Source organism: Micromonospora sp. WMMA1923 (assembly GCF_049179195.1).
In the GTDB taxonomy this organism is placed as follows: domain Bacteria; phylum Actinomycetota; class Actinomycetes; order Mycobacteriales; family Micromonosporaceae; genus Micromonospora; species Micromonospora yangpuensis.
On sequence record NZ_JBMHLZ010000001.1, the window covers coordinates 5,137,369 to 5,152,034 of the forward strand.

The following is a 14,666-nucleotide window of genomic DNA, read 5'->3' on the forward strand; positions in this document are numbered from 1 at the left end:
GGTTCAGGTCACCCGTTGATGCCGTACGGTGACCCGCCCACACCCGGACTGACGCGACCGGTGTCGGTGCCGACCGGTACGGTCGCATCGTGACTCCGCCCCCCGCCGCCACCGGATCCGCCACCGCGAGGGGTCGGGGCTCCCGTCGCCGGGGCAACCGGGTAAGTGGCCCGGACCTGCTCGCCGCCGCCGTCGGCGCGGTGCCCGGCGGGGCCGCCCGCCCGGGTCAGCAGCAGATGGCCGAGGCGATCGCCGCCAGCGTCGACACCGGTGAGCACCTGCTGGTGCAGGCCGGCACCGGCACCGGCAAGTCCCTGGCGTACCTCGCCCCGGCGTTGACCGTGGACGGGCCGGTGGTGGTCTCCACCGCCACCCTGGCCCTGCAGTCCCAGCTCGTCGAGCACGACCTGCCCCGGCTGGCCGACGCGGTCACCCCGTTGCTGGGTCGCCGGCCGACCTTCGCCGTGCTCAAGGGCCGGCACCACTACCTCTGCCTGGCCCGGTTGGACAACTCGACCGAGGACGAGCCCACCGACACCCTCTTCGACGCCCCGGCGGAACGGCCCGGTGGCGGGACGAAGTGGTTGGGTGAGGCGGGTCGCCTCGGCAAGCAGATCCAGCGGCTGCGCGACTGGGCGATGGAGTCCGACACCGGCGACCGCGACGAGCTGGACCCCGGCGTGGACGACCAGGCCTGGCGGCTGGTGTCGATGCCGGCGCGGGAGTGTGTCGGCGCGGCCCGCTGCCCCTTCGGCGACGAGTGTTTCGCCGAGGCGTCCCGGGCCCGGGCCCGGGAGGCCGACATCGTGGTCACCAACCACAGCCTGCTCGCCGTGGACATGCTGGCCGGCCGGCACATCGTGCCGCCGCACAAGCTGCTCATCGTGGACGAGGCGCACGAGCTGGCCGACCGGGTCTCCTCGGCCGCCCAGGCGGAGCTGACCCCGGAGTTGATCGACCGCTCCGGCCGGCGGGCCCGGCCGCTGCTCAAGCCGGAGACCGCCGAGGCGTTGACCGAGGCCGGCGACGCGCTGGCGGTCGGGCTCGGTGAGACCCCGGCCGGGCGGCTGACCGGCGGGCTGCCGGCCGCGCTGCGTGAGGCGTGCACGCTGCTCGACGCGGCCACCCGCAGCGCCCTGGAGGCGCTCGGCGACGTCAAGGCCGACGACCCGGACCCGGTGCGCAAACAGCAGGTCAAGGCGGTGCTCGACGAGCTCTCCGGCACCGCGCAGCGGCTGCTGGAGGAGGCCGAGCACGACGTGGCCTGGGTGGAGAAGCACGACCAGGGCTCGCGGCGGGCGCTGGTGGTCGCCCCGCTCTCCGTCGCCGGCACCCTCGCCACCCACCTGTACGACGAGCGCACCGTGGTCGCCACCTCCGCCACCCTGGCGCTGGGCGGCCGGTTCGACACGGTGGCCCGCGCGTTGGGGCTGGAGACGTCACCCCCGGCGCCCCCCAGCCCGGCCGCCACCGCGTTGGCCCGCACCACCGACGGTCGGCAGTCCCGGGGCGCTCCGGCCGCGCCGGACGGGTCGGGCTCCGCTGCGGCGGTCACCCCGGTGACCGAGGGTCCGGGGTGGCGCTCGCTCGACGTGGGTTCCCCGTTCGACTACGCCCGGCAGGGCATCCTCTACGTCGCCGCGCACCTGCCCCGGCCCAGCGTCTCCGGGCTGCCCGAGGCGGCCGGCGCGGAGCTGCTCACGCTGGTGCGGGCGCTCGGTGGTCGTACCCTCGGGTTGTTCTCGTCGCGACGGGCCGCGCAGCAGGCCGCGGAGCTGCTGCGGGCGCAGACCGACCTGCCGGTGCTGCTGCAGGGCGAGGAGGCGCTGCCGCTGCTGGTCCGCCGGTTCCGGCAGGAACGGGAGAGCTGCCTGTTCGGGGTGATGTCGCTCTGGCAGGGCGTGGACGTGCCCGGCGACTCCTGCCAGCTGGTGGTGATCGACCGGCTGCCCTTCCCCCGCCCCGACGAGCCGCTCGCCGCGGCGCGGGCCGCCGCCGTGGACGCCGGCGGCGGTTCCGGATTCGCGGCGGTGAGCGTGCCGATCGCGGCGGTCCGGTTGGCCCAGGGGGTGGGCCGGCTGATCCGGGCCACCGGCGACCGGGGGGTGGTCGCGGTGCTCGACTCCCGGCTGGAGACGGCCCGGGGCTACGGGCCCTTCCTGCGCCGGTCGCTGCCGCCGTTCTGGTACACCACCCGGCCCGAGGTGGCCCAGGGGGCGCTGGAACGGCTGGCCAAGAGCTGACCCGCCCCCGCTGTGTCGGGAGCGGGTCAGCGGACGGTCAGGGGGCCTGGGAGGCCACCACCACGGCGTCCGGCGGGGTGTCCGGCACCCGTCGGGCGGCGAGCCGGCGCACGGCGGTGTTGAGCACCGCGATCAACGGCACCGCCACCAGCGCGCCGACGATGCCGGCCAGCACCACCCCGGCGGTCACCGCGATGACCACCGGAAGCGGGTGGATGGAGACCGCCCGGCCCATGATCAGCGGCTGGAGGACGTTGCCCTCCACCTGCTGCACGCCGATCACCGCGGCCAGGATGATCAACGCGGTCACCGGACCGCTGTCGACCAGCGCCACCAGGACAGCGACCGCCCCGGAGAGGGTGGCACCGACGATCGGGATGAACGCGCCCAGGAACACCAGCGCGGTCAGCGGGAAGGCGAACGGGATGTCGAAGGCGACCAGGAAGATGCCGATGCCCACCGCGTCGATGAAGGCCACCAGCACGGTGGCCCGCACGTAGGCCACCAGGGTCTCCCAGGAGGCCCTGCCGGCGTCGTCGACCTTCCACCGGGCGGCGACCGGCAGCAGCCGGACCAGGAACCGCCAGATCTTGTTGCCGTCGCGCAGGAAGAAGAACATCGCGAAGAGCACCAGCAGCGCGCCGGTCAGCATCTCGACCACGGTGGCGGCCGTGGCCAGCGCACCGCTCGTCAACGAGCTGGTGTTCTGGTTGACCCAGCTCTGGGCCTCCTCGATGTACCGGTTGAGTTGCCCGTCGGAGAGGTGCAGCGGCCCGTCCCGCAGCCAGTCCTGGATCTGCCGGACCCCCTGCGACGACTTCTCGCTCAGCTCCGGCACCCCCTTGATGAACTCGTTGACCACCAGGGTCAGCGTGCCGACCACCCCGGCCAGGCCACCGACCAGCACCACCGCCGTGGCCAACGACCGGGGCACCCGGGCCCGCAACAGCCAGCCGACGGCCGGCGCGAGCAGCGCCGAGAGCAGCAACGCGATCGCCAACGGAATGATCACGATCCGGACCTGGCCGACGATCCGGATCAACGCCCAGAGCACGACGCCGATGACGATGAGCCGCCACGACCAGGCGGCGGCGATCCGCAGCCCCTTCGGCACGTCCTCGTCGTCCCGGCTGACGGTGGAGGCCGCCGGCGGCGACGCGCCGACCACCGTCGTGGCGGGCGAGGCCACCGGACCGGGCGAGGTCGGCGAGGCCACCTCCGCCTCGTCGGGAAGATCAGGAGAGGGGGTACGCGCGGCACGGATCGACTCCCGACCCGACTCGTACGCGCGGCGCAGCCGCCCGCGTATCCGCTCGAAGCGGCTCAAGCGCACCTCCTGGGCAGTGGTTCGGGCAGGATGGTTCGGGCAGGTGGTTCGGGCAGCCCCCGACGACAGGCAGACAGGGTACGTCCGCCAGGGCCACCGTAGGGCAGGTGAGCCACACAGTGCCCAACCCGAGGTGAACCGTAACCCCGCAGGCCCGCCGGCCCGGTATCGCGCGGCACGGTACCGTCTGCGACGTGACCTCGGACCCGAACCTCGACACCGGCCTGCCGATCCGACTGCTGCACGACCGGGTGCTGGTCCGGACGGAGGGTGCCGACGGCGAGCGGCGGTCCAGCGCCGGCATCGTCATCCCGGCGACCGCCGCCGTGGGCAAGCGGCTGGCCTGGGCCACCGCGGTCGGCGTCGGGCCGCACGTACGCTCGATCGTCGCCGGCGACCGGGTGCTCTTCGACCCCGACGACCGTTCCGAGGTCGAGTTGCACGGCCGGGCGTACGTCCTGCTGCGCGAACGCGACGTACACGCGGTGGCCGCCGAGCGGGTCGAGGAGAACTCCACCGGCCTGTACCTCTGACCCGCCCGCGCCCGTCCACGGGCGCCCGTTGATCCCCGCGCCCGTCCACGGGCGCCCGATGGTCCCCGCGCCCGTGCCGGGCGTTGTTCGCCACGCGCCCGCGCCCTCGCGCCGTTTGCTTCGTGCTCCGCTGGGAAGCCAGGCTCATCCGCCGGCCCTGGGGAGGGACGATGCCGGTAGTCATCAAGAGAGTGCTGGCCTGGGGAAGTCTCGCGTTCCTGATCTACTTCATGGCCTTCCGCCCGGAGGCGGCGGCGCAGATGTTCAAGTCGATCGGGGTGGCCCTGGTGGCGATGGCCCAGGGCCTCGGCGACTTCCTCACCGGCCTGATGACCTGACGGTCCCGGCCCACCGTCACCGGTACCAGCCGGGGTGCCCACCGTGCCCCGGGTGACCGCCGCCGTAACCCGGGGCACCGCCGTGACCTTGGTGAACGCCGTAACCCGGATGGCCGCCGTAGCCCGGATGGCCGCCGTAGCCGTGGTGGACCGGGGGCGGGGTCAGCACCACCGGGATCGGCACCACCGGCTCGTCCGGAGCGGCCACCGCCCGCTGTGAGCCGTCCGGGAAGCGCAGGTGGTAGCGGTCGCCGTCCCAGAGACCGACCGGGGCCTGCGGATCCCGACCGACGAAGAACGACCGGTACCGGGCGATCGAGTCGAGCAGTTCCCGCTCCTCCTGGGCGGTGCGTTCCCGGTCGGCCGGTTTGACGTCCAGCCCACGCCGCATGCCGTCCCGCAGCAGGGCCAGCCGGGTGGCGGCGAACTGGTATCCCCGCATGGCTCGTACCCCGCCGTCACCGGCCACCCGACGGGCCCAGGAACGGGCCGCGTGCCGGCGGCCCAGACTGCCCAGCGCGGCCACCTCGGGCGGGGTGAGCCAGCCGGCCCGCACGTAGTCCGGCAGCGTGCGCTCGGTCAGCCGGCCCTCCCAGGCACGCACCCAGACGGCCACCCCGACCATGGCGAAGAAGATCGGGAACATCACGCCGACGAAGCCGAACAACGCGATCGCCGGCCGCCCGACGGCCGCACCCAACGTGGGCAGCAGGTTCCAGGCGCCGTGCAGCATCATCGCCAGCAGCAGACCGGCGGCCGGGGCCAGGAACCGGACCCGCCGGTCGGCCGTCCGGGCGGCGATGCCCAACCCGACACCGGTCATCGAGGTGAACAGCGGATGGGCGAAGCCGAAGAGCAGGATCCGGACGATGAAGATGGCGATCACCTGCTGCGCGCCGGTGGCCGGGCCGTACTCGTCGACGCCGGTGGCATAGCCGTACCCGCCGAGGTAGAGGATGTTCTCCACCATCGCGAAGCCGACCGCGGAGAGCCCGCAGTAGACCAGCCCGTCGGTGATCCCGGACCACTCCCGCCGCCGGAAGACCAGCAGCAGGATCGGCCCCAACGCCTTGGTCAGCTCCTCGATGAAGGGTGCCACCAGCACGGCGGTCAGCGCGGCCGGCAGGCCCCAGTCGGCGAACCGGGCGGCGAAGAACTCGTTGACCGTCAGCGAGGCGGCGGTGGAGACGAACGCGCCCCAGGCGAAGCAGAAGATCAGGTACTTGAGCGGTTCCGGCTCGTACCGGTCCAGCCAGAGGAAGCAGGCGACCAGCACCGGCACCGGCAGGATCGCCGCCACCAGACCGATCAGCAGCGCCTCCGCGCCCAGGCTGGCCCCCAGCGTGATCACCATGAACAGCGCGCACGCGGCGATCAGCAACACCACCCCGGCCAGGACCAGGAACCGTCGCCAGCCCAACCGGCGGCGGGGCATCGACCCGGCGTCCCCCGGCGGGGTGCCCGGCGACCAGCCCGACGGCGGCCCACCACCCGGCGGAGCCGACTGCGGGCCGGACCAACCCGGCGGAGCCGACTGCGGGTCGGACAAACCCGGCGGGGCGGACTGCGGGCCGGACAAACCCGGCGGAGCCGACTGGGGGGCGGCGGACCACCCGGGTGGAGTCGACGAAGGCGGGGTGACGGCCATGCGGTCAGGGTAACCATCCCGCGCCGGACCGGCCGGCCGCATTCGGCTCCACCGCATCCGGCTCACCCCAGCGGCGGCGCGGTGGGCGGGGCCGGCGCGGGCCTGCCCTCGGCCGGGCCGCTGGCCGCCTCGGGCTCACCGAAGGCCTCCCGGACCAGCCGGTTGGCCTCCTGCTGCTCCACGCCGGAGGCCACCAGCAGGTCACTGGCGGTGGTCCGGACCTGGGCGATCACCACGCTGCCGGAAAAGCCGACCCCCATCGCGTACGCCCGGCCGGCCTCGCTGACCGCCCGTAGCGAACGCTCCCGGGCCCGCTGCGGCTCCTCTCCGACGGCGAACTCGTGCTTGAGCAGACGTACCGAATCGGCCAGGTGCCCCACCGCGTCCGGCATCGGTTCCGGCACCGCCTCCTCGTCCTCGATAAGCGTCACCGACCGGCGGATCAGGGTGCCGCTGTTGCGCATCGCCCGGTCGATCGGATCCGCCGCCTCGGCGTAGTGGGTCAGCTCGTTGCGCCGGTGCCAGCGGGCCGGCGAGATCGTGATGGTCTCCTTGGCGCCGTCGATCGCGTCGACGAAGTCGGTCAACTCCGCCTTGTTGTCCCGGAGCCGCTCCAGGGCGGCGTGGGCGGCGTCGCTGTTGCGTTCGCGCAGCGCGTCGGCGGTCCGGTCCAACTGGTCGGCGAGCAGGTCGAGCGCCGGCCGGGCGGCCCGGTTGATCACCCGTAGCGGGTTGAGCGGCAACAGCAGGGCGGTCACCAGCAACGCGGTTCCGCCGCCGACCAGGGCGTCGACGAACCGGGGGATCTCCAGGTCCGCCCCGGACGGGCTGAGCGTGACGATCAGTACCGCGGTCGCGGCGGCCTGGATCACCACCGCCACCGAACCGCCGAAGAAGATGGTCACCAGGATGGCCAGGGTGACGATCAGGCCGAGCTGCCAGGCACCGGTACCGAGCAGGTAGATCAACAGGTCACCGACGGCCACTCCGAAGCCCACCCCGAGGATCACCTCGAAGGTACGGCGCAGCCGTTGCCCGACCGAGGCGGCCAGGGTGCCGACCGCCGAGATGGGGGCGAAGACCGGTTCCGCGTTGCCCAGCAGCTCGTGGGCGATCAGCCAGGAGAGCGCGGCGGCCAGCCCGGCCTGGAAGGCGAGGATCGAGGTGGCGCGCAACCGGTGCCACCGGTCGCGCAGGGTGGTGTGCCCCTGGTGCTTCAGGTGGGACATCGCCTTGGCGATCCGGTCCGAGTCGGCGTCCGGCATGCCCTCGGCGGGCACCCGCCACAGCCACGATATTCCTCGGTTCCGGGCCACGGCGGGGACTACCCGCGTTGCTGCCGGCGAATCCTCGCCCGCGGTGCCGGTGGGGCAGACTCGCAGTCGTGGGAGACCTGATCCAGCGGTGGCGGGCGGCGGCCCGCGGTGCCGGCGCGCCGGACACCGCCGAGCTGACCGCCGCGGGCGACCGGTTACTGGCCCGCTGGCGGGAACCGCACCGGCACTACCACACCGTCGGGCACCTGAGCGCCGTCCTCGACGTGGTCGACCGGTACGCGGACCACGCCGGGCACCCCGACCTGGTACGGCTGGCCGCCTGGTGCCACGACGCGGTCTACGACCCGCGCGCCCCCGGTGACACCAACGAACGCGACAGCGCCGCGCTGGCCGGCACCCTGCTGACCGAGGTCGGGTTGCCGTCGGCGGCGGTGGCCGAGGTACGCCGGCTGGTGCTGCTCACCGCCGGGCACACGGTCGCCGCCGGCGACCGCGACGGCGCTCTGCTCTGCGACGCCGACCTGGCGATCCTGGCGGCCCCACCACCGGAGTACGACCGGTACGCCGCCCGGATCCGCCGGGAGTACGCCCACGTCCCCGACCCGGCGTTCCGGGCCGGCCGGACCCGGGTGCTGACCGCCCTGCTCGCCCTGCCCACCCGGTACCGGCTGCCGGAGCCGGCCCGGCACTGGGAGCACCGCGCCCGGGCGAACCTGACCCGGGAACTCGTCATCCTACGGGGGTGAGTGTGGGTAGCCGGGTGGGTGCGGAACTCCTGACCAGGTGCTTCGGTCGACGCAGACCGGATTCGCGGAGCAGCCGGACCAGTTCCCTGCTGGGCAGCACCCGGGCGCCCAGCCAGACCGCCATCTCGAACCGTTCGGCCGGGATGTCGTAGTGGTCCCGGTCGAAGGCCCGCCGGGGCGCGCCGAGCATCTCGGCGAAAACGTGCAGCTCGGCCAGGGAGACGTCGCTGATCAGATGCGACCACAGCCGCCCCCGCCAGGGCCAGGCCGGCCGGTCCAGATACACCACGGCGTCGAATCTAGCCGGTGGAGCCGTACCGCTTCGGACCACCGGAGGTGATCAGGGCGTGGGCGAAGCGCCGAGGGGCGGTTAGCCTTCCCGGCATGGCCGGAACCCCCCTGCTGGACGAGCTGCGCGCCGCCCTCGGCACCGACGCGGTGTTGACCGACCCGGACCTGCTGCGGACCCACCAGCGCGACGAGGCGGACCTCTGTCCGGCCGGTACGCCCCTGGTGGTGGTCCGGCCGCGGGACACCGGGGAGGTGGTGGCGGTGCTGCGCGCCGCCGCGCGGCACGGCGTACCGGTGGTGCCGCAGGGGGCCCGGACCGGGCTGGCCGGGGCGGCGAACGCCGTCGACGGCGCGGTGCTGTTGAGCACGGCCGCGATGACCGAGATCCGCGAGATCGACCCGGTGGCCCGGATCGCCGTGGTGCAGCCGGGAGTGGTCAACGCCACGCTGGCCGGCGCGGTGGCCCGGCAGGGCCTCTACTACCCGCCCGACCCCGGATCGTGGGAGTCGTCCACCATCGGCGGCAACGTGGCCACCAACGCCGGTGGGATGTGCTGCGTCAAGTACGGCGTGACCGGCGAGTACGTCCTCGGCCTGGAGGTGGTGCTCGCCTCCGGTGAGGTGCTGCGCACCGGCCGCCGGACCGCCAAGGGCGTCGCCGGGTACGACCTGACCCGGCTCTTCGTCGGCTCGGAGGGCACCCTCGGGGTGATCACCGAGGTGACCGTGGCGCTGCGGCCGGCCCCGCAGGAGTCGCTGACCCTGGTCGCGGTCTTCGACTCCACGGCCGCGGCGGGTACGGCGGTGGCCCGGATCGCCGCCGACGGGCTCACCCCGAGCCTGCTGGAGCTGCTCGACCAGATCCACCTGCGGGCCATCGAGGCGTACCAACCGATGGGGTTGCGTACCGACGCGCAGGCGTTGCTGCTGGCCGCCGTCGACACCGGCTCCCGGGCCGCGGACGACCTGGCCCGGATCGCCGAGGTCTGCACGGCCGCCGGGGCCGCCGAGGTGTACTCGGCCACCGACGCGGTCGAGGCGGCGGCCCTGCTCCAGGCCCGGCGGCTGGCCCACGCGGCGATGGAACGGTACGCCGCGCGGACGTACCCGGAGGGCAACGGCGGCCTGATCATCGACGACGTGGCGGTGCCGCGCGGCGCGCTGGCGGAGCTGCTGGACGGGGTGGCCCGGATCGCCGCCGAGTGCGCCGTGCCGATCGGGGTGGTCGGGCACGCCGGTGACGGCAACATGCACCCGAACATCGTGGTGGACCGGGCCGACCCGGCGAGCGTCGAGCGCAGCCGACGGGCCTTCGACGAGATCATGCGGCTGGGGCTGGCGCTCGGCGGCACCTGCACCGGCGAGCACGGCGTCGGCCTGCTCAAACGGGACTGGCTGGCCCGGGAGATCGGCCCGGTCGGCGTCCGGGTGCACCAGGCGGTGAAGGCCGCGCTCGACCCCACCGGCCTGCTCAACCCCGGCAAGGTCCTCTGACCCGGTCGGCGACCACCCGATCCCGGACAACGGCCACCCGGGCCCGGCCAGCAGCAGAGCCCCGGTCAGCGGCGGGGCCCCGGTCAGCGTGCGGACGGGAGTTCGGCCGGATCGCCGTCGGTACCCCGGTCGGCGGCGAAGCCCCGCACGTCGGGCGCGCCGAGCCGGGCCGCGTCGGCGGTGGCGTCGTCCGGCATGGTCTGCGACTGCCGCTCCGCCGCCACCCGGGCCCGGTAGTGGTCGACCTCGCGGGCCCGGGTCTCGGCGTCCCAGCCCAGCACCGCGCCCATCAGCTCGGCCGTGTGCTCGGCCGACTCCAGGCCGCGGTGGGCGGTCTCGAACGAGATCCGGGTACGCCGGGTCAGCACGTCCTCCAGGTGCAGGGCGCCCTCGGCGCGGGCCGCGTACGTCACCTCGGCGGCGAGGTACTCCGGGGCCCCGGCCAGCGGGGAACCGAGCAGCGGATCGGCGTCGATCAGGGCGAGCAGCTCCAGGGTGAGGGTGCCGTACCGCTCCAGCAGGTGCTCCAGCACCCCGACCGGCATGCCGTGCCGGCGGGCCAGGTCGGCCCGGTCCCGCCACATCGCCGCGTACCCGTCCGCGCCGAGCAACGGCAGGTCGGCGGTGCGCGACCGGCGTACCCCGCCGAGCCGGCGGGCGGCCTGGTCCACCACGTCGGCGGCCATCACCCGGTACGTCGTGTACTTGCCCCCGGCGACCACCAGCAGCCCCAGCATCGGCTCGAAGACGGCGTGCTCCCGGGAGAGCTTGGAGGTGCTGTCCGCCTCGCCGGCCAGCAGCGGGCGCAGCCCGGCGTAGACGCCCTCGATGTCGGCGGTGGTCAGCGGCCGTTCCAGCACCGTGTTGACCTGGTCCAACAGGTACGCGATGTCCCGCGCGGAGGCCGCCGGGTGGGACCGGTCGAGCCGCCAGTCGGTGTCGGTGGTGCCGATGATCCAGTGCCCACCCCACGGGATGACGAAGAGCACCGAGGTGGGGGTGCGCAGGATCAGCCCGGTCTCCCCGGTGATCGCCGAGCGGGGCACCACCAGGTGCACCCCCTTGGAGGCCCGGACCCGGATCCCGGGCCGTACCCCGACGTCGTCGAGCATCCGGGACAGGTCGTCGCTCCACACACCGGTGGCGGCGATGACCGTGCGGGCGCGTACCTCGAACTCGGCGCCCGCGCCGTTGGGTGCCTCCAGGTCCCGGACCCGGACCCCGGTGACCTCCCGGGCCTGCCGGATCAGCCCGACCGCGCGGGCGCTGGTGACCACGGTCGCGCCGAGGCTGGCGGCGGTGCGGGCCAGGGTGACCACCAGCCGGGCGTCGTCGACCTGCCCGTCGTGGTAGCGGATCGCGCCGGCCAGGGCGTCGGCGCGCAGGCTCGGGAAGAGCCGCCGGGCGCCCTCCCGGCTCAGGTGGCGGTGCAGCGGCATCCCCCGGTCACCGCCGAGCAGGCCGGCGAAGGCGTCGTACGCCGCGACACCCAACCCGTAGTACGCCCGTCGCCAGGCACGGGCGGGCAGTCCGCGGGCACCCGGCTCGCCGGGCAGCGGCACCAGGATCGGCACCGGCCGGACCAGGTGCGGAGCCAGCCGGGTGGCGAGCAGGCCGCGCTCGGTGAGTGCCTCGTGCACCAGCCCGAACTCCAGCTGCTCCAGGTAGCGCAGGCCACCGTGGATCAGCTTGCTGGACCGGCTGGAGGTGCCGGCGGCATGATCACGGGCCTCGACCAGGGCCACCTTGAGCCCTCGGGAGGCGGCGTCGAGAGCAGCCCCCGCCCCGGTGACACCACCGCCGATGACCAGCACGTCGAACCGCTCGGCGCGGAGGCGACGCAGGTCGGCGGCGCGGCGTTGCGGGGAGAGTTGGCCGGCCAGGGCGCGGGAGAGGTTGGGGTCACGCACCCGTCCACGGTAACCGTCCCGGGCGAGCGGCAGCAGGTGCCGTCCGGCCCGTACTGTCGGAGAATGGAGGCCGGCCACCCACCACCCGCAGGTCCGCCCGCGTCGCCCGGCCCGGTGCCACCCGGCGGTCCACCCACGCCGCCCGCCGGCCCGATGCCGCCCCCCGGCCCGCCCGCCAGCCCGGTGCCGCCCGGGTGGCCGCCGACCGCCGGCCCGATGCTGTCCGGCCCGATGCCACCCGCCAGCCCGATGCCGCCCGGCCCGATGCCGCCCGCCGGGCCGGTACCGCCCGGGTGGCCACCGACCGCCGGGCCAGGACCGGGCCGGTCGGGTTCCGGGCCGTGGCCGGTGGTGCTGGCGGCGCTGGTCGGGCTCTGGACCGTCGGGTTCGTCGTGGTCGGTCAGGCCGGCGGCTGGCTGGTCGACCAGGTGGTGCTCGCCACCGGCCTGCACCGGCTGGTCGGGCTCTGGCCGGGTCTGGCCCTGGGCACCGTGGTCGTGCTCGGCACGCCCACGCTGCTGCTCGCCCTCTTGCCACGCTCCCCGGCGGTCCGGGCCACCGGCCGGGTCTGGCTGGCCGGCACGCTGAGCCTCGGCGTGCTGCTCCTGCTGCGGGCCGTCCCGCCCGTGCACCACGAGGCCTACCTGGCCCTGCTGGCCGGCACCGCCGCGCTGCTCGCCCTGGTCGGCGGCCGTGTCCTGCGCCGCGCCGGACTGCCCGCCGGGCCCGGCCGATCCGCCGGAACCCAGCAGCCCGCCGAGCCCCGCCAGCCCGCCCAGGTACAGCAGCCCGCCGAGCCCCGCCAGCCCGCCCAGGTACAGCAGCCCGCCGAACGCCACCGTCCGGCCGGGCCATGGCGACCGGGGGCGGTCACCCTGCTCGCGGCCGCTGCCGGGTTGCTCCTGCTGCTCCCCTGGGTCTGGGTGGGTGCCCTCGGTGGCCTGCTGGAGACGGCCCTCGCCGCCCTGGCGGCGGCAGCGGTCGGTGCCCTGGCCGGGGTGCTGCTCGATGCCGGCTTCTGGGCCCGGTTCACCGTCGGCACGCCACCCCGGGCGGCCCGGTTGGTGCTGGTCGGGGGCCTGGTGGCCGGGGTGGCCCTGCTGCTGCTGGCGGCCGGTACCGGCCAGTCCGGTGCGCAGCTGCCGGCGCTGTTCACGCTGCCACCGGTCGGATTCGTGCTGGCCGCGCTGCACGCGGCGGCGCTGCGCTCGGGCCGACCGTCCGGCTCCGCCGCGACCCGCTGGCTGGTCGGGCTCGGCGTGTTCGGTCCGCTTGCCTACGCCGACCCGGAGGAGATCACGCTCCTGCTGGCCGACTCCCGCGACGTGCCGTTCTGGGTCGCGGTGGCGACCGCGGCCGGGCTGGCCGTCGCGGTCGCGCTGGCCATCGGGTACGGCGTCGTGCTCGGCCGGGCCCGCCGTGCCCACCCGGCGCGGCGGGTCGCCGTCGCCGCCGTCGCGGTCGGGCTGGCCGCCGTCGCGGTGGTCGGTCTCGGCCCCGGCCAACCCGGGCTGCACGGCGAACGGCTGCTGGTGGTGCTGCGCGAGCAGGCGGACCTGACCGACCTGCCGGCCGCCGCGCCGGGTCGTGCCGGCCGGGACGCCCGCGTCACCGAGGTGCACCGCCGACTGGTCGACACCGCCGAGCGGACCCAGGTCGACCTGCGCCGGGAGCTGCGTCGGCTGCGGCTGGCACCCACCCCCTACTACCTGGTCAACGCCATCGAGACCGACGGCGGGCCGGCGGTACGGGCCTGGCTGAGCCGCCGGCCCGAGGTGGCCCGGGTACTGGTCAGCCAGCGGCTGCGACCGCTACCGGCGGCGGTACCGGCCAACCGCGGCGACCAGAGCGCGCCGGCCGGGCCGGCCTGGAACATCTCGCTGATCGGTGCGGACCGGGTGTGGAGCGAGTTCGGGGTGACCGGTGCCGGGGTGGTGGTGGGCAGCTCCGACTCCGGGGTGGACGGTGCCCATCCGGCGCTCTCCGCCGGCTTCCGGGGCGGCGACGACTCCTGGTACGACCCGTGGGCCGGCACCCCGGCCCCGACCGACCGCAGCGGACACGGCACCCACACGCTGGGCAGCGCGGTCGGCCGCAGCGGGATCGGGGTGGCCCCCGACGCCAGGTGGACCGGCTGTGTCAACCTCAACCGCAACCTCGGCAGCCCGGCCCGGTACCTGGACTGCCTCCAGTTCATGCTGGCCCCGTTCCCGGTAGGCGGGGACCCGTTCCGCGACGGTCGCCCCGCACGCGCCCCGGACGTGCTCACCAACTCGTGGGGATGTCCGCCGATCGAGGGCTGTGACCCGGGGCTGCTCCGGCCGGCCACCGCCGCGCTGGAGGCGGCGGGCATCTTCGTGGTGGCCGCCGCCGGCAACACCGGCCCGTCCTGTGGCTCGATCGAGGACCCGCCGGCGACGTACCCGGATGTGTTGACCGTCGGTGCGGTGGACCGGCAGCGGCAGGTGACGATCTTCTCCAGCCGGGGGCCGGCGGCCGGCGGCGCGGCCAAGCCTGACCTGGTCGCGCCCGGCGCGGGGGTGCTCTCCGCGATGCCCGGCGGCGGATACGCCACCCTGGACGGCACCTCGATGGCCACCCCGCAGGTGGCCGGCGTGGTGGCGCTGATGTGGTCGGCCAACCCGGACCTGGTCGGCGACGTCGACCGGACCCGGCAGCTGCTGCGGGACACCGCGACCCCGGCCCGGCCCGACCCCGACCAACCGGCCGGCGGGTGCCCGGGTGCGGACCGCGCCGGTGCCGGCGTGATCGACGCCTACGCCGCCGTCCAGGCCGCCCGGGGCTGACCCGGCTGAGCTGTGCGGCTGGCCCGGGCTGGGCTGCCCGGCTGCGGGCTG

11 protein-coding genes are annotated in these 14,666 nt (G+C 75.1%); 6 read left to right on the forward strand and 5 right to left on the reverse strand.

Going from position 1 to position 14,666, the window contains the following annotated elements; translation table 11 throughout:
* The first annotated feature begins 89 nt into the window (after positions 1-89).
* Positions 90-2,243, forward strand: a complete 2,154-nt coding sequence (locus tag ACN28G_RS23305; protein ID WP_421480326.1) for an ATP-dependent DNA helicase — start codon at positions 90-92, stop codon at positions 2,241-2,243.
* A gap of 37 nt (positions 2,244-2,280) precedes the next feature.
* Here the strand turns inward: ACN28G_RS23305 and ACN28G_RS23310 are convergent, their stop codons facing one another.
* A complete protein-coding gene (locus ACN28G_RS23310) occupies positions 2,281-3,639 on the reverse strand; it encodes an AI-2E family transporter (RefSeq protein ID WP_308472684.1) in 1,359 nt (452 codons plus the stop codon).
* A gap of 125 nt (positions 3,640-3,764) precedes the next feature.
* Here ACN28G_RS23310 and ACN28G_RS23315 point away from each other — a divergent pair, with 125 nt between their 5' ends.
* Both ACN28G_RS23315 and ACN28G_RS23320 read left to right on the forward strand, forming a co-directional pair.
* The gene (locus ACN28G_RS23315; protein ID WP_091444662.1) at positions 3,765-4,103 is read left to right on the forward strand and encodes a GroES family chaperonin; all 339 of its coding nucleotides are present in this window, start codon (positions 3,765-3,767) and stop codon (positions 4,101-4,103) included.
* A gap of 170 nt (positions 4,104-4,273) precedes the next feature.
* Positions 4,274-4,441, forward strand: coding sequence for a hypothetical protein (locus ACN28G_RS23320; RefSeq protein ID WP_175440666.1), 168 nt, complete (start codon positions 4,274-4,276; stop codon positions 4,439-4,441).
* Positions 4,442-4,457: 16 nt separating this feature from the next.
* On the opposite strand, the gene ACN28G_RS23325 is transcribed toward ACN28G_RS23320, so the two are convergent.
* On the reverse strand, positions 4,458-6,131 hold the full coding sequence (locus ACN28G_RS23325) for a PrsW family intramembrane metalloprotease (protein ID WP_421480962.1): 1,674 nt from the start codon (positions 6,129-6,131) through the stop codon (positions 4,458-4,460).
* A gap of 20 nt (positions 6,132-6,151) precedes the next feature.
* Positions 6,152-7,354 (reverse strand): FUSC family protein, encoded by a 1,203-nt coding sequence (locus ACN28G_RS23330; RefSeq protein ID WP_091447517.1) that lies wholly within the window; start codon positions 7,352-7,354, stop codon positions 6,152-6,154.
* Positions 7,355-7,473: 119 nt separating this feature from the next.
* Between ACN28G_RS23330 and ACN28G_RS23335 the strand changes: the two genes are divergently transcribed.
* Positions 7,474-8,112, forward strand: a complete 639-nt coding sequence (locus ACN28G_RS23335) for a metal-dependent phosphohydrolase (RefSeq protein ID WP_421480327.1) — start codon at positions 7,474-7,476, stop codon at positions 8,110-8,112.
* Here ACN28G_RS23335 and ACN28G_RS23340 read toward each other — a convergent pair.
* On the reverse strand, positions 8,096-8,401 hold the full coding sequence (locus ACN28G_RS23340; RefSeq protein WP_091444676.1) for a DUF4031 domain-containing protein: 306 nt from the start codon (positions 8,399-8,401) through the stop codon (positions 8,096-8,098). The two genes, ACN28G_RS23335 and ACN28G_RS23340, sit on opposite strands and share 17 nt — an antisense overlap.
* Before the next feature lie 95 nt (positions 8,402-8,496).
* Between ACN28G_RS23340 and ACN28G_RS23345 the strand changes: the two genes are divergently transcribed.
* A complete protein-coding gene (locus tag ACN28G_RS23345) occupies positions 8,497-9,897 on the forward strand; it encodes an FAD-binding oxidoreductase (RefSeq protein WP_421480328.1) in 1,401 nt (466 codons plus the stop codon).
* An 83-nt stretch (positions 9,898-9,980) separates the two neighbouring features.
* Here ACN28G_RS23345 and ACN28G_RS23350 read toward each other — a convergent pair whose 3' ends face one another.
* Positions 9,981-11,807, reverse strand: a complete 1,827-nt coding sequence (locus ACN28G_RS23350; RefSeq protein ID WP_421480329.1) for a glycerol-3-phosphate dehydrogenase/oxidase — start codon at positions 11,805-11,807, stop codon at positions 9,981-9,983.
* Positions 11,808-12,023: 216 nt separating this feature from the next.
* Between ACN28G_RS23350 and ACN28G_RS23355 the strand changes: the two genes are divergently transcribed.
* Positions 12,024-14,615 carry a S8 family serine peptidase gene (locus ACN28G_RS23355; RefSeq protein ID WP_421480330.1) on the forward strand — a complete coding sequence of 864 codons (2,592 nt, stop codon included), beginning with the start codon at positions 12,024-12,026 and terminating at the stop codon, positions 14,613-14,615.
* Positions 14,616-14,666: the final 51 nt, after the last annotated feature.